General features: G+C 61.4%; 14 protein-coding genes, 2 tRNA genes and 3 rRNA genes. 15 read left to right on the top strand and 4 right to left on the bottom strand.

Features of this window, described 5'->3' with window-relative positions; all coding sequences use genetic code 11:
• Positions 1–51: 51 nt before the first annotated feature.
• Positions 52–279 (top strand): hypothetical protein, encoded by a 228-nt coding sequence (locus HLH45_RS02495; protein ID WP_003489057.1) that lies wholly within the window; start codon positions 52–54, stop codon positions 277–279.
• 41 nt (positions 280–320) lie between these two features.
• Here the strand turns inward: HLH45_RS02495 and HLH45_RS02490 are convergent, their stop codons facing one another.
• Positions 321–1,454, bottom strand: coding sequence for an anhydro-N-acetylmuramic acid kinase (locus tag HLH45_RS02490; protein WP_008571184.1), 1,134 nt, complete (start codon positions 1,452–1,454; stop codon positions 321–323).
• 382 nt (positions 1,455–1,836) lie between these two features.
• Positions 1,837–3,255 (bottom strand): M23 family metallopeptidase, encoded by a 1,419-nt coding sequence (locus tag HLH45_RS02485; RefSeq protein WP_008571183.1) that lies wholly within the window; start codon positions 3,253–3,255, stop codon positions 1,837–1,839.
• A gap of 170 nt (positions 3,256–3,425) precedes the next feature.
• Here HLH45_RS02485 and tyrS point away from each other — a divergent pair, with 170 nt between their 5' ends.
• The 6 genes from tyrS (at position 3,426) to rrf (ending at position 10,520) form a co-directional block, all read left to right on the top strand.
• Positions 3,426–4,637, top strand: coding sequence for a tyrosine--tRNA ligase (gene tyrS, locus HLH45_RS02480; protein WP_008571182.1), 1,212 nt, complete (start codon positions 3,426–3,428; stop codon positions 4,635–4,637).
• A 720-nt stretch (positions 4,638–5,357) separates the two neighbouring features.
• Positions 5,358–6,904 (top strand): 16S ribosomal RNA (locus HLH45_RS02475).
• A 95-nt stretch (positions 6,905–6,999) separates the two neighbouring features.
• Positions 7,000–7,075, top strand: a tRNA-Ala gene (locus HLH45_RS02470).
• 18 nt (positions 7,076–7,093) lie between these two features.
• A tRNA-Ile gene (locus HLH45_RS02465) sits at positions 7,094–7,170 on the top strand.
• 227 nt (positions 7,171–7,397) lie between these two features.
• Positions 7,398–10,278: ribosomal RNA gene (locus HLH45_RS02460) — 23S ribosomal RNA — on the top strand.
• Positions 10,279–10,405: 127 nt separating this feature from the next.
• Positions 10,406–10,520 (top strand): 5S ribosomal RNA (rrf, locus tag HLH45_RS02455).
• The 16S, 23S and 5S rRNA genes sit together here with 2 tRNA genes alongside, the layout of an rRNA operon.
• An 822-nt stretch (positions 10,521–11,342) precedes the next feature.
• Here the strand turns inward: rrf and putA are convergent.
• Complete coding sequence (gene putA, locus HLH45_RS02450) at positions 11,343–14,543, bottom strand: bifunctional proline dehydrogenase/L-glutamate gamma-semialdehyde dehydrogenase PutA (protein ID WP_008577461.1); 3,201 nt, start codon at positions 14,541–14,543, stop codon at positions 11,343–11,345.
• Between the two features lie 265 nt (positions 14,544–14,808).
• Here putA and HLH45_RS02445 point away from each other — a divergent pair, with 265 nt between their 5' ends.
• The 6 genes from HLH45_RS02445 to HLH45_RS02420 are packed head-to-tail and all read left to right on the top strand — an operon-like array spanning position 14,809 to position 19,565.
• Positions 14,809–15,285, top strand: a complete 477-nt coding sequence (locus HLH45_RS02445) for a DUF2244 domain-containing protein (RefSeq protein ID WP_008577459.1) — start codon at positions 14,809–14,811, stop codon at positions 15,283–15,285.
• A gap of 16 nt (positions 15,286–15,301) precedes the next feature.
• Positions 15,302–16,261: a cytochrome c oxidase subunit II gene (gene coxB, locus HLH45_RS02440; protein WP_008577457.1), complete on the top strand. Its 960-nt coding sequence runs from the start codon at positions 15,302–15,304 to the stop codon at positions 16,259–16,261.
• A gap of 38 nt (positions 16,262–16,299) precedes the next feature.
• Entirely contained in the window at positions 16,300–17,904 is a 1,605-nt protein-coding gene (ctaD, locus tag HLH45_RS02435; RefSeq protein ID WP_005911527.1) for a cytochrome c oxidase subunit I, read from the top strand.
• The gene (locus HLH45_RS02430; RefSeq protein ID WP_003484652.1) at positions 17,885–18,058 is read left to right on the top strand and encodes a hypothetical protein; all 174 of its coding nucleotides are present in this window, start codon (positions 17,885–17,887) and stop codon (positions 18,056–18,058) included. The genes ctaD and HLH45_RS02430 overlap by 20 nt, the downstream gene beginning before the upstream one ends.
• Positions 18,055–18,651: a cytochrome c oxidase assembly protein gene (locus HLH45_RS02425; protein WP_008577454.1), complete on the top strand. Its 597-nt coding sequence runs from the start codon at positions 18,055–18,057 to the stop codon at positions 18,649–18,651. Before HLH45_RS02430 ends, HLH45_RS02425 begins: the two co-directional genes overlap by 4 nt.
• Positions 18,652–18,689: 38 nt before the next feature.
• Positions 18,690–19,565, top strand: coding sequence for a cytochrome c oxidase subunit 3 (locus tag HLH45_RS02420; protein ID WP_008577452.1), 876 nt, complete (start codon positions 18,690–18,692; stop codon positions 19,563–19,565).
• 93 nt (positions 19,566–19,658) lie between these two features.
• Here the strand turns inward: HLH45_RS02420 and HLH45_RS02415 are convergent, their stop codons facing one another.
• Entirely contained in the window at positions 19,659–19,877 is a 219-nt protein-coding gene (locus HLH45_RS02415) for a twin transmembrane helix small protein (protein WP_003484642.1), read from the bottom strand.
• Positions 19,878–19,937: 60 nt separating this feature from the next.
• Here HLH45_RS02415 and HLH45_RS02410 point away from each other — a divergent pair, with 60 nt between their 5' ends.
• Together HLH45_RS02410 and HLH45_RS02405 are read left to right on the top strand one after the other, a co-directional pair.
• A complete protein-coding gene (locus HLH45_RS02410; RefSeq protein WP_008577449.1) occupies positions 19,938–20,660 on the top strand; it encodes an SURF1 family protein in 723 nt (240 codons plus the stop codon).
• A 27-nt stretch (positions 20,661–20,687) separates the two neighbouring features.
• Positions 20,688–21,263, top strand: coding sequence for a redox-active disulfide-containing membrane protein (locus HLH45_RS02405; protein ID WP_008577447.1), 576 nt, complete (start codon positions 20,688–20,690; stop codon positions 21,261–21,263).
• Positions 21,264–21,267: the final 4 nt, after the last annotated feature.

Here is a 21,267-nt window from a genome sequence, read left to right as displayed (position 1 = left end):
GCCAAGGTTGCCGATGATGCGCGCGGAGCAGCGCATTGCACGAGGCAGGGCATGACCGATCTGGTATTGCGTGACATCGACCCGGTGCTGGTGGACCGTATTCGCCGCATTTCCGTCGCTCGGGGCTGGACCCAGCACCAGACCGTCATGCATCTGCTCGAACAAGGCCTGTTCGCCAGCGAATACGAAGTCACCGGCGGCCTGCAGCACCCGGAGGTCGATGCCCTGGCCGAGGCGATTGCCGCGCTCAAGGCGCTGCCGGCGGGAAATAATCCCTAGCGCTCCCGCAGCTTCATCCCGGCCAGCACAGGCCCACGGGCTCACGCCGGATAGATCGCCCCCAACAGCCGAGGTCCGGCCGCCCCGGTCACCGCGGGCAGGTTGGCCGCGCGTCCGGCCAGCAGCTCGGCCGCCAGCCAGGCAAAGCCCATCGCCTCCAGGTAATCCGGGTCCAGTCCGTACCGCGCGCTGGATTCCACCACCATGCCCGGCAGCCGCGCCGCCAGTCGCGCCAACAGCACCGGGTTGCGCACGCCGCCGCCGCAGACTAGGACCCGTCGCGTGGTTGGCTGCAGCCGCAACAAGGCATCGGCCACGCTGACAGCGGTGAGTTCGAGCAAGGTCGCCTGCACATCGGCAGCATCCAACCGCGCGCTGCCCATCGCCTGCACGGCCCAGTCCAGATGGAATTGCTCGCGGCCGGTACTCTTGGGCGGCGGCAACGCAAACCACGGATCGGCCAACAGCGCCTGCAGCAAAACCGCATCCACGCGCCCACTGGCGGCAAACGCACCCTCGGCATCGAACGGCGTGCCGTGATGGCGTTGGCACCAGCTGTCCAGCAACGCATTGGCCGGGCCGGTATCGAATCCCAGCACCGCGCCGTCGCGCGGAATCAAGGTCAGGTTGCCGATGCCGCCCAGATTGAGCACCGCGCGGTCTTCATCGCCTGCGCCCAGCATGGCCAGATGGAAGGCCGGCATCAGTGGCGCGCCCTGGCCACCGGCGGCCACATCGCGGCGGCGGAAATCGGCCACCGTGGTAATGCCGGTGTGCTCTGCAATCCGGCTGGCATCGCCGATCTGCCAGGTGAACGCTGGATTGGCGTTGGGCCGGTGGCGGATGGTCTGCCCATGCGAGCCGATCGCACGAATCTGCCGGCGCTCCACGCCACTGTCGCCGATCAATCGATTGGCCGCCGCCGCGAATGCCAGCCCCACCTGCGCGTCCAGCTGGCCCAGCGCATCGATGGCCACCGTCTCGGCGCCCTGGCCGAGCGCCACCAAGGTCTCGCGCAGTTGCGGCTCCCACGCCACCGTCGTCCCGGCCACCAATTCGCAGCGGCGGTGGGTGGCGTCGGCAAAGCGCACCAGCGCGGCATCGATGCCATCGGCGCTGGTTCCCGACATCAGGCCCAGATACAAGGGGGAGTCAACGTGTTCCAAGACAGACATGCCGAAGCCAGAAAGACACGGCCGGCCAGCTTGTGCAGCCGGGCCGGGTCCGTCAACCGGTCTTACCCCGGTGGCAGCAGCCGTGCAGCGGGCGCGTCATCGTCGGGCCACGCGCGCCAATCGCTGCCGCGACAATGACCCATGCCTCGAGATTCCCCGCCCACCTCAGGCATCGTCAAGGTCTGCAGTCGCCTCAGAAGCTGTCGGTCGACAGCCAAGACCAGGTGCCGCATTGGACATCGCAGCGCTCAACACCTGCAGTGCGCCGCAACCCGTAGCTGCACGGCAACTACCAGGCGACACGGCTGGAGGCAGCGCCGAACCTGCCCGCCACCCACCTGCGCAGCCGCAACGCAGCTGAGGCAGTGACCAGCCGCAGGCCTCAACTGCGCGACTTGCCCTTGGCCGGCTTGCCGGCGTCGGCGTAGATCAGCTTCTCCATGCCCTCGATACGGGCCATGGCCGGCGCCGTCTGCGCGCGGAACGCCGCCAGTTCGGCGCCCTGCAGCGGCTCCGGCGGCGGCATCGTCACCGACATCGGGTTGCGCTGCTGCCCGCCCACGCGGAATTCGTAATGCAGATGCGGGCCGGTCGCCAGGCCGGTCATGCCGACATAGCCGATCACCGTGCCCTGGTTGATGCGTTGCCCGGCCTTGATCTTGCCAAAGCGCGACATGTGCCCGTACAGCGTGCTGTAGTTCTTGCCGTGATCCAGGATCACCACGTTGCCGTAACCGCGCTGGGTCCCGACAAACACCACCCGCGCATCGCCGGCTGCCATGATCGGCGTGCCCGAGGCGGCCGCATAGTCCACACCCTTGTGCATGCGCATGGTGCCCAGCACCGGATGCTTGCGCGCACCGAAGGTGGAGCTGATCCGGCTATAGGCCACCGGCATGCGGATGAAGCTCTTCTTGAGCGGGCGGCCAGTGATGTCGAAGTACTCGGCCGGTTTGCCGGCGCGCTCGAAGCGGAACCCCGTATAGGTCTTGCCGCCGGTGGTGAACGTCGCCGCCAGGATGTCGCCGGTGCTGATCCGCTCGCCTTCGCGCCAGGTTTCATCCATGACCACGCTGAACCGGTCGCCGGGCTGCAGATCCTTGTCGAAGTCGATGTCGTACTTGAAGATCTCGTCGGTCATGATCGCCACCGCCGCCGGCGACAGTCCGGATTTGCCGGCCGAGGCATACAACGAACTGCTGATCTCCCCGCTGGCCACTACCGTGCGCGTGGTCGTCGCCCGCTCGGTCACGTTCTCGCGCACGGCGTCGCCCAGCAGGCGCAGTTCCACCCGATGACTGTCGTCGCGATCGAAGCGCAGTGCGCGCAGCTGCCCCGGCGTCGGCATGTCGAAGGCGATCTCGGTACCCGGACGCAGCTTGGTCAGCGCCTCCTTGGTCCCCGGGTGCGCCAACACCTGGTACATCACCGTGGTCGGGATTCCCAGCTCGCCGAACAAGGTACTCAGGGTCTGGCCCGGCTTGACCTGCAGAATTTCCCAATCGGTGCTCGGTGCCAGCTGCTTGCGGCTGGGAACCAGCGGCGGCAACGGCAATGCCAGCGTGGAATGGCTGGAAAGCGGTGCGTCGATGGCGTTGGAAAAACCCGGCACGATCGTGGCGACCAGCGCACCGATGGTGGCGAACAGGCTGGCGTGAATCCAGTGACGGCGGGTCCAGCGGTCATTGAATGCCGCCGGCAGATGCGCCTTGAGCTTGCGATGCAGTGCAGTGTCGTGGAGGACGTGGAGGCGTTCGTGAAAGCGCCGCTTGCGTGCACGGCCCTGCTCTGAGTTCTGCATCGTTCAAATTCCTCGCTGGCTCGAAGTGCGAGCCCAATCGCCGGTACCATAGACAGCCTGTAACAGCGCGTCAAACCATTGAGCCTGTTCATTATTTTCACTTGGCGCGGAATTAACCCGCGTTTAACATCATTCACGTTTTTGACGGCAAGCGCCGCTGGAGTCTGTGGTTGGCCACTATCGAAGAATCCCTCGCACTCATCGGCCGTGGTGCCGAAGAGGTCCTCAAGCTCGATCAGCTGCAGGCGCGGCTCGCCACCGGTAAGCCGCTGCGGGTGAAGGCCGGCTTCGATCCCACCGCGCCGGATCTGCATCTGGGCCATACCGTGCTGCTCAACAAGATGCGGCAGTTCCAACAGCTTGGCCATCAGGTGATCTTCCTGATTGGCGACTTCACCGGAATGATCGGCGACCCGAGCGGCAAGAACGCCACCCGCAAGCCGCTCAGCCGCGAGGATGTGCTGGCCAACGCACGGACCTACGAAGAGCAGGTCTTCAAGATCCTGGACCGCGAACGCACCGAGGTGCGTTTCAACTCCGAATGGTTCGGCCAGATGAGCGCGGCCGACATGATCAAGCTCTCTGCCCAGCACACCGTCGCGCGCATGCTCGAACGCGACGATTTCGCCAAGCGCTTCGGCAGCCAGCAGCCGATCGCCATCCACGAATTCCTCTACCCGTTGGTGCAAGGCTACGATTCGGTCGCCCTGAAGGCGGACGTCGAGCTGGGCGGCACCGATCAGAAGTTCAACCTGTTGATGGGGCGCGGCTTGCAGGAGCATTACGGTCAGGCGCCGCAGATCGTGCTGACCATGCCGCTGCTGGAAGGCCTGGACGGCGTAGCCAAGATGTCCAAGTCGTTGGGCAATTACATCGGCATCAACGAGCCGGCCATCGACATCGTCACCAAGACGATGAAGATCGGCGACGAGCTGACCTGGCGCTGGATCGACTTGCTGTCCTTCGATATCAGCCTGGCCGAAGCGGCGCGCCTGAAAGAGCAGGTCGCTGCGGGAGAGCTGCATCCGCGCGAGGTCAAATTGCGCCTGGCACGCGAGCTGGCCACCCGGTTTCACGATGCCGCAACCGCAGAGCAGGCCATTGCCGGCTGGCACGCGGTGGTAACGGGGCAGGGCGACACCAGCCTGCTACCGCTGCAGGAAGTGGTGGTTCCCGATGAGGGCCTGCGCCTTGCCGGGCTCCTGACCGCCGCCGGCCTGACGCCCAGCAACTCCGAAGCCACCCGCAAGCTCAAGGAACGCGCGGTCAAGATCGACGGCGAAGTGGTAGAGGATCCCAGCCGCGTCTTTACGCACGGCTTTGAAGGGGTCATCCAGGTAGGCAAGCGTAATTTTGCCCGCGTATTGCTCGTCACTGCCTAAAGCGCACCGAGGTTGCCGCAGGGCGGCAATCTCGGTGATCTCACGCGTCTTACACGTTGGATAGAAGTGACAGTCCCAAGGCCCTCAAAGCTTTTCTGCTGGCGTGACTGGGGCGTAGCGCAAGTTTTTGGCAACTTCGTGAAAAATTTTTCACAAAACGCTTCCCAAATCGGATCGGTGGGCATATAGTTCGCCTCCCCCGACGCAACGGCCTCCGCAAACGCGGAACCAGAGCGAAAGGGTTCGAAAACGCCTTGAAATAAGGTGTTGACGAAACGAAAAAGCCGGCTATGATGGGCGGCTCGCTACACGGAAAGGCGCTACGGCGGATTGAGGTGCAGCGGCGGCAACTTCCTCTTCACGAGGGGTTGACGAGGATGAAAAGCCTGCTAATATGGCCGGCTCGCTTCGCAGAAAACCTTCGGGTTCAAACGAAGCAGCGTCAACCGCCTCGAAATGAGGTGTTGACGGCAAGAAAAAGTCCGCTATAATGGGCGGCTCGCTTCGACGGAAACGACGAAGCTGACGGGAACGGCGCTGAGGCCACTTCCCCATGTTCTTTGACAGTGTGCGCAGGTAATTTGTGCGGACGCCTGCAGGAAGGATGATTGTCCATCTTGCAGACGTTTAATCAAGCAACATATTAATTGCTTTGCAAGCGATAAGTTGCCAGTGGTTGGACTTCTGCAGCTAAAGTATTTGCCTTCGGGCATGTAGTTTTAAGTGAAGAGTTTGATCCTGGCTCAGAGTGAACGCTGGCGGCAGGCCTAACACATGCAAGTCGAACGGCAGCACAGTAAGAGCTTGCTCTTATGGGTGGCGAGTGGCGGACGGGTGAGGAATACATCGGAATCTACTCTTTCGTGGGGGATAACGTAGGGAAACTTACGCTAATACCGCATACGACCTACGGGTGAAAGCGGAGGACCTTCGGGCTTCGCGCGGTTGAATGAGCCGATGTCGGATTAGCTAGTTGGCGGGGTAAAGGCCCACCAAGGCGACGATCCGTAGCTGGTCTGAGAGGATGATCAGCCACACTGGAACTGAGACACGGTCCAGACTCCTACGGGAGGCAGCAGTGGGGAATATTGGACAATGGGCGCAAGCCTGATCCAGCCATGCCGCGTGGGTGAAGAAGGCCTTCGGGTTGTAAAGCCCTTTTGTTGGGAAAGAAAAGCAGTCGGTTAATACCCGATTGTTCTGACGGTACCCAAAGAATAAGCACCGGCTAACTTCGTGCCAGCAGCCGCGGTAATACGAAGGGTGCAAGCGTTACTCGGAATTACTGGGCGTAAAGCGTGCGTAGGTGGTGGTTTAAGTCTGTTGTGAAAGCCCTGGGCTCAACCTGGGAATTGCAGTGGATACTGGATCACTAGAGTGTGGTAGAGGGTAGCGGAATTCCCGGTGTAGCAGTGAAATGCGTAGAGATCGGGAGGAACATCCGTGGCGAAGGCGGCTACCTGGACCAACACTGACACTGAGGCACGAAAGCGTGGGGAGCAAACAGGATTAGATACCCTGGTAGTCCACGCCCTAAACGATGCGAACTGGATGTTGGGTGCAATTTGGCACGCAGTATCGAAGCTAACGCGTTAAGTTCGCCGCCTGGGGAGTACGGTCGCAAGACTGAAACTCAAAGGAATTGACGGGGGCCCGCACAAGCGGTGGAGTATGTGGTTTAATTCGATGCAACGCGAAGAACCTTACCTGGTCTTGACATCCACGGAACTTTCCAGAGATGGATTGGTGCCTTCGGGAACCGTGAGACAGGTGCTGCATGGCTGTCGTCAGCTCGTGTCGTGAGATGTTGGGTTAAGTCCCGCAACGAGCGCAACCCTTGTCCTTAGTTGCCAGCACGTAATGGTGGGAACTCTAAGGAGACCGCCGGTGACAAACCGGAGGAAGGTGGGGATGACGTCAAGTCATCATGGCCCTTACGACCAGGGCTACACACGTACTACAATGGTAGGGACAGAGGGCTGCAAACCCGCGAGGGCAAGCCAATCCCAGAAACCCTATCTCAGTCCGGATTGGAGTCTGCAACTCGACTCCATGAAGTCGGAATCGCTAGTAATCGCAGATCAGCATTGCTGCGGTGAATACGTTCCCGGGCCTTGTACACACCGCCCGTCACACCATGGGAGTTTGTTGCACCAGAAGCAGGTAGCTTAACCTTCGGGAGGGCGCTTGCCACGGTGTGGCCGATGACTGGGGTGAAGTCGTAACAAGGTAGCCGTATCGGAAGGTGCGGCTGGATCACCTCCTTTTGAGCATGACGTCATCGTCCTGTCGGGCGTCCTCACAAATTACCTGCATTCAGAGATGCGTATCGGCACAGGCCGGTATGCGAAAGTCCCATCATGGGGCCTTAGCTCAGCTGGGAGAGCACCTGCTTTGCAAGCAGGGGGTCGTCGGTTCGATCCCGACAGGCTCCACCATTTGAGTGAAACGACTTTGGGTCTGTAGCTCAGGTGGTTAGAGCGCACCCCTGATAAGGGTGAGGTCGGTGGTTCGAGTCCTCCCAGACCCACCACTCTGAATGTAGTGCACACTTAAGAATTTATATGGCTCAGCGTTGAGGCTGAGACATGTTCTTTTATAACTTGTGACGTAGCGAGCGTTTGAGATATCTATCTAAACGTGTCGTTGAGGCTAAGGCGGGGACTTCGAGTCCCTAAATAATTGAGTCGTATGTTCGCGTTGGTGGCTTTGTACCCCACACAACACGGCATATGACCCTGAGGCAACTTGGGGTTATATGGTCAAGCGAATAAGCGCACACGGTGGATGCCTAGGCGGTCAGAGGCGATGAAGGACGTGGTAGCCTGCGAAAAGTGTCGGGGAGCTGGCAACAAGCTTTGATCCGGCAATATCCGAATGGGGAAACCCACTGCTTCGGCAGTATCCTGCAGTGAATTCATAGCTGCTGGAAGCGAACCCGGTGAACTGAAATATCTAAGTAACCGGAGGAAAAGAAATCAACCGAGATTCCCTAAGTAGTGACGAGCGAACGGGGAGCAGCCCTTAAGCTGGAATGGCTTTAGAAAAACAATCTGGAAAGATTGGCCATAGAAGGTGATAGCCCTGTATTTAAAAGGGCCACTCCAGTGAAGACGAGTAGGGCGGGGCACGTGAAACCCTGTCTGAATATGGGGGGACCATCCTCCAAGGCTAAATACTCCTGACCGACCGATAGTGAACCAGTACCGTGAGGGAAAGGCGAAAAGAACCCCGGAGAGGGGAGTGAAATAGATCCTGAAACCGTGTGCGTACAAGCAGTAGGAGCTCGCAAGAGTGACTGCGTACCTTTTGTATAATGGGTCAGCGACTTACTGTTCGTGGCAAGCTTAACCGTATAGGGGAGGCGAAGGGAAACCGAGTCTGATAAGGGCGCATAGTCGCGGGCAGTAGACCCGAAACCGGGTGATCTAGTCATGGCCAGGGTGAAGGTGCCGTAACAGGTACTGGAGGCCCGAACCCACGTCTGTTGCAAAAGACGGGGATGAGCTGTGATTAGGAGTGAAAAGCTAATCGAACCCGGAGATAGCTGGTTCTCCTCGAAAGCTATTTAGGTAGCGCCTCATATGTATCCTCTCGGGGGTAGAGCACTGTTATGGCTAGGGGGTCATCGCGACTTACCAAACCATTGCAAACTCCGAATACCGAGACGGACTGTATGGGAGACACACGGCGGGTGCTAACGTCCGTCGTGAAAAGGGAAACAACCCAGACCCACAGCTAAGGTCCCAAATTCACTGCTAAGTGGAAAACGATGTGGAAAGGCATAGACAGCCAGGAGGTTGGCTTAGAAGCAGCCACCCTTTAAAGAAAGCGTAATAGCTCACTGGTCGAGTCGGTCTGCGCGGAAGATTTAACGGGGCTAAGCAGTGAACCGAAGCTTGGGGTGCATAAAACTTGTTTTATGCGCGGTAGAGGAGCGTTCCGTAAGCCTGCGAAGGTGGATTGAGAAGTCTGCTGGAGGTATCGGAAGTGCGAATGCTGACATGAGTAACGATAATGCGGGTGAAAAGCCCGCACGCCGAAAGCCCAAGGTTTCCTTGCGCAACGTTAATCGACGCAGGGTTAGTCGGTCCCTAAGGCGAGGGCGAAAGCCGTAGTCGATGGGAAGCAGGTTAATATTCCTGCACCTCGCGTGAGTGCGATGGAGGGACGGAGAAGGTTAGGTGTACCGGGCGTTGGTTGTCCCGGGGAAAGGCGGTAGGTTTGGATCTTTGGCAAATCCGGGATCCTTTAAGACCGAGCACCGAGACGAGCCTTTATGGCGAAGTCACTGATACCACGCTTCCAGGAAAAGCTCCTAAGCTTCAGCTCACGAAGACCGTACCGTAAACCGACACAGGTGGGTAGGATGAGAATTCTCAGGCGCTTGAGAGAACTCGGGTGAAGGAACTAGGCAACATGGCACCGTAACTTCGGGAGAAGGTGCACCCTTTTTGGTGGCTCGTGCGAGCTATAGCTGAAGAGGGTCGCAGAAACCAGGCCGCTGCGACTGTTTATCAAAAACACAGCACTCTGCAAACACGAAAGTGGACGTATAGGGTGTGACGCCTGCCCGGTGCTGGAAGGTTAATTGATGGGGTCAGCCGCAAGGCGAAGCTCTTGATCGAAGCCCCAGTAAACGGCGGCCGTAACTATAACGGTCCTAAGGTAGCGAAATTCCTTGTCGGGTAAGTTCCGACCTGCACGAATGGCGTAACGACAGCGGCGCTGTCTCCACCCGAGACTCAGTGAAATTGAAATCGCTGTGAAGATGCAGCGTTCCCGTGGCAAGACGGAAAGACCCCGTGAACCTTTACTATAGCTTTACACTGAACGTTGAGTTCGTCTGTGTAGGATAGGTGGGAGGCTATGAAACTGTGGCGCTAGCTGCAGTGGAGCCATCCTTGAAATACCACCCTGTCGTGCTTGACGTTCTAACCTAGGTCCGTTATCCGGATCAGGGACCGTGTATGGTGGGTAGTTTGACTGGGGCGGTCTCCTCCTAAAGAGTAACGGAGGAGCACGAAGGTACGCTCAGCGCGGTCGGACATCGCGCACTGTGTGCAAAGGCATAAGCGTGCTTGACTGCAAGATCGACGGATCAAGCAGGTACGAAAGTAGGTCTTAGTGATCCGGTGGTTCTGTATGGAAGGGCCATCGCTCAACGGATAAAAGGTACTCCGGGGATAACAGGCTGATACCGCCCAAGAGTTCATATCGACGGCGGTGTTTGGCACCTCGATGTCGGCTCATCACATCCTGGGGCTGTAGTCGGTCCCAAGGGTATGGCTGTTCGCCATTTAAAGTGGTACGCGAGCTGGGTTCAGAACGTCGTGAGACAGTTCGGTCCCTATCTGCCATGGGCGTTGGAAGTTTGAGAGGGGCTGCTCCTAGTACGAGAGGACCGGAGTGGACGAACCTCTGGTGTTCCGGTTGTCACGCCAGTGGCATTGCCGGGTAGCTATGTTCGGAAGCGATAACCGCTGAAAGCATCTAAGCGGGAAGCGCGCCTCAAGATGAGACTTCCCGGGGCACAAGCCCCCTAAAGGAACCATGTAGACTACGTGGTTGATAGGTCAGGTGTGTAAGTACAGCAATGTATTGAGCTAACTGATACTAATGATCCGTGCGGCTTGACCATATAACCTCAAGTTGCCTTGGTCCCAACGAACGTTGGTAGATCATCAAATGCAAGCTACGTCACAAGTTAACTCTGCGAGACTGGGCGCCTTAATCCGTTTCTTGGATGGCGACGCTCCAACCGTCTCCCTGGTGAAATTAGCGCTGTGGAACCACCCGATCCCATCCCGAACTCGGAAGTGAAACGCAGCTGCGCCGATGGTAGTGTGGCTCAAGCCATGCGAGAGTAGGTCATCGCCAGGGGCTTTACCCCGAAACCCTCAGTCCAAACGGACTGAGGGTTTCTTTTTTGCGCAAGCGCTGGGCTGCGCCGCGCGTAAATGCGCCTTGCATCCGCCCCGCGTTACCGCGCAAGGCGCTGGCGCACCTGCGCCGCTTGCCGACCGGTACCGATGTCGTGCCGTACGTGCAGTACCGCCGAGGCCGGTAGCCCGTCAGGACGCTGGCACCAAGCCTCGCCACACACGCCACGCGCCCATCTCTTGGAGAAAAGGGCGCGATCCATCTGTTGGCCAAAAAACCTGCCTGGCCAATGCCAGATGCACGGGTGCGGTAGTGGCTGAAGCCGATAACAGACGTCGCCCATGACAGCCTCGCTCGGCCGACGTCCTAGTGCGCATATCCTCAATACAAAGAACGGCCTGGAGCGGATCGATCACGGCATCAGCGATGGGTCCCACATCCTTGGTGAGACAAGATGCAAGGCAGATGTTTCACACATCTTTGTTGAGACCAAATGCAAGACCAGTGGCAGCGCCAGGCGCGGTGAAGGTGTTCGATAAATCTCGGTTCGAAGCCAGTGATGTGCATCGCGGGGCGCACGCCTGGAGCCTTCGACTCGAACAGCTGGCAAAGCACCGCGAAGGCACCCCGTTTTCGCCATGCTGGGGGCGATGCTTTATGTCGTTGGGATACTCACTACGACTGACGGCTTGAAACGTTGCGCCCAACCAACAAAAAACCCCGCCTGAGCGGGGTTTTTTGTTGGTACTGCCGTTACATCTGGCTGCAATCGGGTCATGACGGACCGACCAGCGGGCGGACGCCGCTATCTGCTGGCCGGTATCAGTCACCCAACGTCAATAGCGAGGCGTTGCCGCCTGCCGCGGTAGTGTTGACGGTGACGACCTTCTCGGTTGCGAAGCGCAGCAAGTAATGCGGGCCGCCCGCCTTGGGACCGGTGCCGGACAGGCCCTGCCCGCCGAACGGTTGTACGCCGACCACGGCGCCTATCTGGTTGCGATTGACGTAGACGTTGCCTACCGCCACGCGCGAGGTGATGCGGTCGATCGTCTCATCGATACGCGAGTGGACACCCAACGTGAGGCCGTAACCGGTCGCGTTGATCTGCTCGATGACGGCATCGAGCTGGTCGGCTTTCCAGCGAATCACGTGCAGCACCGGCCCGAAAATCTCGCGCTGCAGCTGGGACAGCGATGTCAGCTCATAGGCGCGTGGAGCGAAAAAGCTGCCATGCGCGGTGCTGGCGTCCAGGTTGGTGCTGCCGATCAGACGCGCTTGGCGATCCATGCGTGCCGCATGATCGTCGAGAATCCTGAGTGCATCAGCATCGATGACGGGGCCAACGTCGGTCGAGAGCAGGCCCGGATCGCCGATCTTCAACTCGCCCATCGCGCCGGCCAGCATCGTCATGACCTTGTCGGCGATGTCGTCCTGGACGAACAGGACGCGCGCCGCGGAGCAGCGCTGCCCGGCCGAGATGAAGGCACTGGAAATGGCGTCTTTGACCACTGCTTCGGGCAGCGAGGACGAGTCGGCGATGAAGGCATTCTGGCCGCCGGTTTCGGCGATCAAGACGCCGATGGCAGCATCGCGTGCGGCCAGGGTGCGGTTGATGATGCGCGCGGTTTCGGTAGAGCCGGTGAAGGCTACGCCGGCAACGCGCGGGTCGTTGGTCAGCGCAGCGCCAACGGTAGCGCCATCGCCTGGCAGGAACTGCACGGCCGCTTCCGGCACGCCGGCTTCATGCAGCAGCTTGACCGCTGCAAAGCCGATCAGGTTGGTCTGCTCGGCCGGCTTGGCGATGACCGTATTGCCGGCCGCCAGCGCTGCGGCGACCTGACCGAGGAAGATCGCCAACGGGAAGTTCCATGGGCTGATGCAGACAAAGACGCCGCGCCCGTGCAGCTGCAGCTCGTTGGATTCGCCGGTCGGTCCGGGCAGACGCTCCGGCGCACCGAACTGCGCACGCGCCTGGCCGGCGTAGTAGCGCAGGAAATCGACGGCCTCGCGGACTTCGGCCACTGCGTCGGGCAGCGTCTTGCCGGCTTCCTTGACGCAGATCGCCATGAAGTCGGGCATGCGCGTTTCGAGCAGATCGGCTGCATGTTCCAGGATGGTGGCGCGGCTCGCTGCAGGCGTGCGGTTCCAGGCCGGTTGCGCGGCCGCAGCGCTGGCCAGCGACTTCTGGACGGTATCCGGATCGGCCGGGTGCCACTGTCCAACCGTCTCGCGGCGATCTGCCGGATTCAACACCGCCTGGCCGGGCGTGCTGATCAGCGCACCGGGTACCAGGGGCGTGGCCTTCCACGGCTTGATCGCGGCGTTGAGTTGCTCGGCCAGCTGGCGCAGATCGTTGTCGTTGGCGAGATTGGCGCCCATGGAGTTTTTCCTGTTCTGGTTCTGGCTACGCAGCAAGTCAGCTGGCAGCGGAATCTTGGGATGCGGGATGGAAGTAAATGACGTCACTGCCTCGACCGGGTCGCGGATGAGGTCTTCGATGGCGACATCCTCGTCGGTGATGCGATTGACGAAGCTGGAATTGGCGCCGTTTTCGAGCAGGCGACGTACCAGATACGGCAGCAGATCTTCGTGCGAGCCGACCGGTGCATAGACGCGGCACGGCAGATCGAGACGATCGGCAGGAATCACCTCGGCATACAGGTCGTCGCCCATGCCGTGCAGTTTCTGGTGCTCGTAGGTCTTGCCTGCCGCAATCGCACGTACCGCCGCAATGGTCTGCGCGTTGTGCGTGGCGAACATCGGGTAGAGCGCGTCGCTGTGCGCGAACATGCGACGTGCGCATGCCAGGTACGACACGTCGGTGTTCTGCTTACGCGTAAACACCGGGTAGCCGGGATGCCCTTCGATCTGGGCGCGCTTGATCTCTGCGTCCCAGTACGCGCCTTTGACCAGGCGCACCGGAATGCGTCGCCCGACACGGCGCGCCAGATCGGCAAGAAAATCGATCGTGTACGGCGTGCGTTTTTGATAGGCCTGCACGGCCAGGCCATAGCCTTCCCAGCCATCCAATGACGGGTCGGAGAAGGTGGCCTCGATGATGTCTAGCGACAGTTCCAGCCGGTCGGCTTCCTCGGCGTCGACGGTGTAGCCGATGCCATAGGACTTGGCTAGCTGCGCCAACTCCAGTACGCCCGGAACTAGCTCGGCCATCACTCGCGCACGCTTGGCATGTTCGTAGCGCGGATACAGCGCCGACAACTTGATCGAGATGCTGGGCGCGGCAAATACATCGGTACCGACGAAGTTGCCGCTGCGGCCGATCGCATGAATCGCATCCCGATACGCCTGCAGATAGCGCTGCGCATCCTTCATGGTGAGCGCGCCTTCGCCCAGCATGTCGAACGAATAACGGTAGTTGGCGTTGTCGCCCTTGCGCGAACGCGACAGCGCTTCGCCGATGGTGCGGCCCATGACGAACTGATGGCCCATGATCTTCATGGCCTGGCGCACGGCCAGGCGAATCACCGGCTCGCCGACGCGGCCGATCAGGCGTTTGAAGGCGCCCGGCACATCGGCGCGGGTGAGGTCGTTGAGCTGCACCAGCTGACCGGTCAGCATCAGGCCCCAGGTGGAGGCGTTGACCAGCACCGAATCGCTTCCGCCCATATGCTTCTTCCAATCCGCATCGCCGAGCTTGTCGCGGATCAGCTTGTCGGCGGTGTCCTGGTCGGGAATGCGCAGCAGTGCCTCGGCCACGCACATCAGCAGCACGCCTTCTTCGCTGCCCAGGTCGTATTGGCGCATGAAGGCTTCGATGGCGCCCTGGTCCTGCGCGCGTGCCCGCACACGGGTAACCAGGTCGGCCGCGACCGCCTGCACCTTGGCTTGCTCAGCGGCGGGCAGGCGTGCCTGCTCGAGCAATTCGCGCACGTGTTCGGCTTCGTCCTTGAGCCAGGCCGCGGTGATGGCGGCACGCAATGCGCCAGGTGCGGCGGGCAGTTCGGGCGCCAACAGCGGGCGCGCAACTGAGGTGGAGGCAAGCGGGTCGAGCTGTGCGTTCATGCGAAAGGTGCCTTGGATTCCGTGCTCATTCTAGTGAGCCAGACGGCTTGCGCACTTGTGTGGAAGCGGCGGCTTTCCCGCCGTTTTGTGCATGCCGCCATCGCGCAGAGTGACGGCACGGCCATTGGCGAACAACGCGGAAGTGATTGATTTGTGCGCACTTTTAGCTGCACTGCAGCAAATTCTTGATCGCCGGAAATGCTTGCCCCATGCGTTGGCGCGGGTCTACCATCGGGCTATTCCCGCAGTGCGCTGCGTGCCGTTTATGATCGAAGTGCTGCCGTTGATGTCCGAAGGGGTTGGGACGCAGCTGCGGTTGCGGCCTCCGCGGGCACTGTCGGCCAGGCAATTCGTGCAGCTGTTCGCAGTGCTGGCGGGAACAATGTGGTTATTTGCAGGCCTGGGGTGGTGGACCGGCAATGCGTTCGCGCCGGTCTTTGCCCTGGTGCACAGTGGTGTGGTGGCGCTGGCGCTACGGCAGTTGTGGCGAAGTGGCGAGCGCGAAGAAGCGATCCGGGTGGGGGAAGCCGTTGTCGAGGTGTTTCCGTCCGGGCATGCGCCACCAGCGTTTCAGGCACATCCGCACTGGGTGCGGCTTTGCATAGGACGCGATGACAGGGTGTTGCTGGTCAGCAGCGGCAAGCAGATCGAGATCGGAAGTTTTCTCGGGCCGGCCGAACGTGTGGAACTGGCAACAACGCTCAAACGCTTGCTCGCGGCCGCCAATGGCCGTCACCGATGACGTAAGGGTCTAGGCAATGACGCAACGCAGCAGCTGGAAGTCGATCAACACCTGCAGACACGTGGGCCTGGCGATGGCGGCGCTGCTGAGCGCGCCGGTGGCCTGGGCGCAATCGGCCGATCCCAAGGAATGGCAGCTCAACATGGGGCGCGGGGTGACCCAGACCGCGCGGATGGCTTACGAGGCGCACATGGTGGCGCTGTGGGTGTGCGTGGTGATTGGCGCGCTGGTGTTCTCGGCGATGGGCTATGCGATGTTCAAGTTCCGCAAGTCCAAGGGCGCGGTGGCCGCACAATTCAGTCACAACACCACCGCGGAAGTGCTGTGGACGGTGATTCCGGTCCTGGTGCTGATTGCGATGGCGTGGCCGGCGACGGCAAAACTGATCGCGATGTACGACACCCGCGAATCGGAAATGACGGTCAAGGTGACCGGCTATCAGTGGATGTGGAAGTACGAATATCTGGGCCAGGGCGTGGAATTTACCAGCCGCCTGGCACGCGAATCCGATCGTATCCGCCAAAGCGGCGAGCGCCCCACCGCGGCCTCGCAGCCGCACTATCTGCTGGATGTCGATAACCGCCTGGTGCTGCCGGTCAACACCAAGATCCGCTTCGTGATTACCGCCGACGATGTGATCCACGCCTGGTGGGTGCCGGCGCTGGGATGGAAGCAAGATGCCATTCCCGGCATCGTCAACGAAGCCTGGACCAACATCGAACAACCGGGCGTGTATCGCGGGCAGTGCGCCGAGTTGTGCGGCAAGGATCATGGCTTCATGCCGATCGTGGTGGAGGCGCTGCCCAAGGCTGACTTCCAGCGCTGGCTGGCGTCGCGTCGTAGTGCGTCAGGCACTGCTCCAGCAGCGGCGCCAGCGGCCGCACCGACGCCGACCAGTGCACAGGCCGCTCCGCAAGGTGACGCCGTGCCTGCGGCGGCACCGGCCCAGGCCGCAACACCGACCGCCGCTCTTTAATCGCCCGCAACCGCTCGCTTCGCAGAGGTCGTTCCGTCATGGCGCATACCGCAGTCGATCACCACGGACACCACCAGCCCGGTTTCGTCGAGCGCTGGTTCTTTTCGACCAATCACAAGGATATCGGCACGTTGTATCTGCTGTTTTCCTTCGTGATGTTCATCATCGGCGCGGCGATGAGTGTGGTGATTCGCGCCGAATTGATGCAGCCCGGCTTGCAGTTCGTCAAACCGGAGTTCTTCAACCAGATGACCACCGTGCATGCACTGGTGATGATCTTCGGCGGCGTGATGCCGGCTTTCGTCGGCCTGGCCAACTGGATGATTCCGTTGCAGATCGGTGCGCCGGACATGGCGTTGCCGCGCATGAACAACTGGTCGTTCTGGTTGTTGCCGGTCGCCTTTACCCTGCTGCTGCTGACGCTGTTCCTGCCGGGCGGCGCGCCAGCAGGCGGCTGGACGCTGTACCCGCCGCTGTCGCTGCAGGGCGGCTACAACGTCGCCTTCAGCGTATTTGCGATCCATGTGGCCGGCGTCAGCTCGATCATGGGCGCGATCAACATCATCGCCACCGTGCTGAACATGCGCGCGCCGGGCATCGATCTGCTCAAGATGCCGATCTTCTGCTGGGCCTGGCTGATCACCGCGTTCCTGCTGATCGCGGTGATGCCGGTGCTGGCCGGCGCGGTGACCATGCTGCTGACCGACAAGTTCTTCGGTACCAGCTTCTTCAACGCGGCCGGCGGCGGCGACCCGGTGATGTACCAGCACATCTTCTGGTTCTTCGGGCACCCGGAGGTGTACATCATGATCCTGCCGGCGTTCGGCGTGGTCAGCGAGATCATTCCGACCTTTAGCCGCAAGCCGCTGTTCGGTTACCAGGCGATGGTCTACGCCATTGCCGCGATCGCCTTCCTGAGCTTCATCGTCTGGGCCCACCACATGTTCACCGTGGGCATGCCGCTGGGCGGCGAAATTTATTTCATGTTCGCCACCATGCTGATCTCCATCCCGACCGGGGTGAAGGTGTTCAACTGGGTCAGCACGATGTGGAAGGGCTCGCTGACCTTCGAATCGCCGATGTTGTGGGCGGTGGCGTTCGTGATCCTCTTCAGCATCGGTGGGTTCTCCGGCCTGATGCTGGCGATCGTGCCGGCCGACTTCCAGTACCACGACACCTACTTCGTGGTGGCGCACTTCCACTACGTGCTGGTGACCGGTGCGGTGTTCGCGCTGATCGCGGCGGTGTACTACTGGTGGCCCAAGTGGACCGGGCGGATGTACAACGAGACCTGGGCCAAGGTGCACTTCTGGTGGACGATGGTGTTCGTCAACCTGCTGTTCTTCCCGCAGCACTTCCTTGGCTTGGCCGGCATGCCGCGGCGCATTCCCGACTACAACGTGGTGTTTGCCGACTGGAATCTGGTCAGTTCGATCGGTGCGTTCGGCATGTTCGTCACGCCGTTCCTGATGGCCGCGATCCTGCTGTCCTCGCTGCGCAGTGGCGCGCGTGCACAGGCCCGCTCCTGGGAAGGTGCCAAGGGTCTGGAATGGACGGTGCCGTCACCTGCCCCGGCGCATACCTTCACCGTGCCGCCGGTGATCAAGCCTGGAGATCTTGCACATGAAGACATCGGCCACTGAGTCCGCCTCGGAGCCGGCGGTGACGCGTCTGTTATCTGCTGCGGAACGGCAGGCGCAGCAGCGCCGTGCGGTACGCCGCACCGCGATCACGGTCGGCATCATCGCGTTGCTGATCTATGCGGGCTTCATCGCCTCGGGAGTCATCGGGCGGTGAGTGCACGCGCGCCCGCACACGCACCCACAGCCGGCTTGTTCAAGCTGCTGGGCGTGGTGCTGGGCGTGTTCGTGCTGACGTTTTCCCTGGTGCCGCTCTACCGCATCGCCTGCGAGAAAGTGTTTGGCATCCGCATGGAGCGTGCGCCTGGGAGCAATCGCACAAACGCGGGCGCGCCGCCTGCCGCCGGCAAGCGCACGGTGCGCGTGGAGTTCGATGGAGGGGTCAATTCCAAACTGCCGTGGACCTTCCATCCCGAACAGATGACGATGGACGTAGTGCCGGGCGAGCTCAACGAGGCGCTGTATTTCGCGCGCAACGATGGTGCACGTGCGGTGGTGGGCAGTGCGGTGCCTTCGGTTGCACCTGCGCGTGCGTCGGGCTACTTCAACAAGACCGAGTGCTTCTGCTTTACCGCGCAGACCTTGCAGGCCGGCGAAACGCGCGACATGCCGCTGCGTTTCATCGTCGACCCGGCACTGCCGCCGGAAGTCACTACGATCACCCTGTCCTACACGTTCTATCGCAACGACGCGCTGACCTCCGAACTGCAGGGCGGAGGCGCAGCTGGCGCGCCACGCGCTGCGCCGTAACCTTCCATCCACCCGTACCACGACACGGAAGCAACGCCATGGCCGATCACAGTCCCAACGCCGATGCGTATTTCGTCCCGAGCCAGAGCAAATGGCCCTTTGTCGGGTCGATTGCGATGTTCGTGATGATGATCGGCGTGGCCAGCTGGCTCAACGACGCGGCATGGGGGCGCTGGACCTTCTTCGCCGGCGTGGCGATGCTGCTGGCGACGTTGTTCATGTGGTTTGGCGATGTCATCCGCGAATCCAATGCCGGGCATTACAACCGCCAGGTGGATGGCTCGTTCCGCATGGGGATGGTGTGGTTCATCTTCTCCGAGGTGATGTTTTTCTGCGCTTTCTTCGGTGCGCTGTTTTACACCCGTGTGCTGACGCTGCCCTGGCTGGGCGGGGAAGGCGACGGCGTGATGACCAACGAGCTGCTATGGAATGGTTATTCCGCTGCGTGGCCGACCAATGGCCCGGGCACCATCGGTGGGCAGTTTCAGACCATTCCGGCCTGGGGCCTGCCGCTGATCAACACGCTGATCCTGCTCAGTTCCGGCGTGACCTTGACCATCGCCCACCACGCGCTCAAGGGAGGGCGCCGCGGCGCGCTGCTGTTGTGGCTGGGGTTGACCGCGCTGCTGGGCTGCGTGTTCCTGTTCCTGCAGGCCGAGGAATATATCCACGCCTATACCGAGCTCAATCTCACCCTGGGCTCGGGCATCTATGGCTCGACCTTCTTCATGCTGACCGGCTTCCACGGCATGCATGTGCTGCTGGGCACCATCATGCTGGCAGTGATGTGGCTGCGCGCCGCGAAGGGGCATTTCAGCCGCGACAACCACTTCGCTTTCGAAGCGGCCGCGTGGTACTGGCACTTCGTCGACGTGGTGTGGCTGGCGCTGTTTTTGTTCGTGTATGTCCTTTGAGGCGGGGATTCGGGATTGGTGATTTGGGATTCGTAAAAGCGGAAGGCTTTAGTTTTCACGAATCCCCAATGCCGAATCCCCAATCCCGGCTCCTCAGCGGCCAAGCCCATGTGGCTTGATCCAGCCGGTGTAGATGCCGAGGATCACGATGGCGATCAATGCCACCGATAGACCGATGCGCCAGGTCAGGGCGTTGACGGTGCGCTTGGTCTGGCCACGGTCGGTCAGCAGGTAGTAGAGGCCGGCGCCCAGGTTCCATAGGATCACGATCAGGAAGGCGACAATCAGCAGCGTCTTGAGCGAATCGTTCACAACAGCCCCGGGTGCAGTCGGCGTGGTGATGGCATTGCACGCCTTTTTGCGTCGCTTGTCATGACGCGCAAGCACACGGCGGTGTTTGGCTGGTGTCTGGCGCTGCTGGTGAGCGCGGGTTTCGCGGCGCTTGGGCATTGGCAGTTGCAGCGCATGCAGAGCAAGCAAGCCTTGCTGGACCGTGCCGCACATGTGCGCGACACCACGCTGCCCTTGGCACCGGCGCTGGCGACGCAGAATGAGTTGGCATGGGTACGTGGGCAAGTGCGTTTTTTGCCGCAACTGGTCTTGCTGGACAATCAGCTGCATGACGGGCGTGCCGGTGTGCGCGTGTATCAACTGGCAGTGCCCGAAGGTGGATCGACAGACGTGCTGGTGGATCTGGGCTGGCTGCCATTACCGGCCGATCGGCAGTTGCCCGGCATCGTTGCGCTGAAAGGCGTGCAGACCGTGCAGGGGCTCTTGAGCGCTCCGCCGTCGGCGGGGCTGGCGATCGGACCGGCGCTGGCGCCGGGGGCTGCGGCGCAGACCTGGCTGGCCACACGACTGGATCTGCAGGCCTTACGCAGCACGCTGGGCAGGCGCGACATTTCGTCGCAGGTCCTGCGCCTGGACCCTGCACTGCCGGTTGGCTACGCGCGCGATCTGGACATGCTGCCAAACACGCTACCACCCGCGCGGCACTTGGGTTACGCGGTGCAATGGTTCGGGTTGGCCGTCGCGGTCCTGGCGACCGCAATGCTGCTGACATGGCGTGCGCGCCGCCGCGACCGCGGGCACTGACGCCTGCGGCATGAGAAAATCGCCGGCATGACCTCCTCCACATCGGCCACGCCGCATTCGGTCAAACGCGGCCGCAGGATGCTGATTGCCCTGGCGGTGCTGTTCTTCGGCTCGATGTTGCTGGCCGGCGTGCTGCGCTTCTCCGGATGGCAGCCGGCGTCGATGCGCAATCACGGCGAGCTGCTGAAGCCGCCCGCGGATCTGCGGGCGCTGGTGCCGGTCCGTGCGAACGGGCAACCGTATGCATGGGCCCCGAGCGAGCGCATCTGGCGCATTGCAGTGGCGCCGCCGGCCGATTGCACGCAGCAGTGCGTGGCGTTGGCCGCGGAACTGGACAAGGTGTGGCAGTTGCTCGGGCACCGCGCCGACAAGGTGGAGGTGCTGTGGATCGGCCCACCGCCGGCCGGGCTGCCGCCGATGCCTGCATTGCGCGTGCTGCGCGACGATACCCGCCTGCGCCAGGCATTGCCGCGCGGCACCGATGCGGCCGGCGTGCCGGTGTATGTGATCGACCCCAATGGCTTTGTGATCCTGCGGTATGCCCCGGGTTTCGACCCGGCCGGCCTGCGGTCGGATCTGGTCAAGCTGCTGAAACTGATGTGAGCCC

Source organism: Xanthomonas euvesicatoria (genome assembly GCF_013112235.1).
In the GTDB taxonomy this organism is placed as follows: Bacteria; Pseudomonadota; Gammaproteobacteria; order Xanthomonadales; family Xanthomonadaceae; genus Xanthomonas; species Xanthomonas euvesicatoria.
Note: the sequence above shows the minus strand (reverse complement) of the source record. Positions and strands in the feature narration are given on the sequence as shown.

Excerpts from the sequence above, each read along its gene's own strand:
- ctaD (WP_005911527.1), top strand. The coding sequence starts at position 16,300 with ATGGCGCATACCGCAGTCGATCACCACGGACACCACCAGCCCGGTTTC.
- HLH45_RS02490 (WP_008571184.1), bottom strand. The coding sequence starts at position 1,454 with ATGTCTGTCTTGGAACACGTTGACTCCCCCTTGTATCTGGGCCTGATG.
- HLH45_RS02420 (WP_008577452.1), top strand. The coding sequence starts at position 18,690 with ATGGCCGATCACAGTCCCAACGCCGATGCGTATTTCGTCCCGAGCCAG.
- HLH45_RS02495 (WP_003489057.1), top strand. The coding sequence starts at position 52 with ATGACCGATCTGGTATTGCGTGACATCGACCCGGTGCTGGTGGACCGT.
- HLH45_RS02445 (WP_008577459.1), top strand. The coding sequence starts at position 14,809 with ATGATCGAAGTGCTGCCGTTGATGTCCGAAGGGGTTGGGACGCAGCTG.
- HLH45_RS02430 (WP_003484652.1), top strand. The coding sequence starts at position 17,885 with ATGAAGACATCGGCCACTGAGTCCGCCTCGGAGCCGGCGGTGACGCGT.
- coxB (WP_008577457.1), top strand. The coding sequence starts at position 15,302 with ATGACGCAACGCAGCAGCTGGAAGTCGATCAACACCTGCAGACACGTG.
- HLH45_RS02485 (WP_008571183.1), bottom strand. The coding sequence starts at position 3,255 with ATGCAGAACTCAGAGCAGGGCCGTGCACGCAAGCGGCGCTTTCACGAA.
- putA (WP_008577461.1), bottom strand. The coding sequence starts at position 14,543 with ATGAACGCACAGCTCGACCCGCTTGCCTCCACCTCAGTTGCGCGCCCG.
- HLH45_RS02405 (WP_008577447.1), top strand. The coding sequence starts at position 20,688 with ATGACCTCCTCCACATCGGCCACGCCGCATTCGGTCAAACGCGGCCGC.
- HLH45_RS02410 (WP_008577449.1), top strand. The coding sequence starts at position 19,938 with ATGACGCGCAAGCACACGGCGGTGTTTGGCTGGTGTCTGGCGCTGCTG.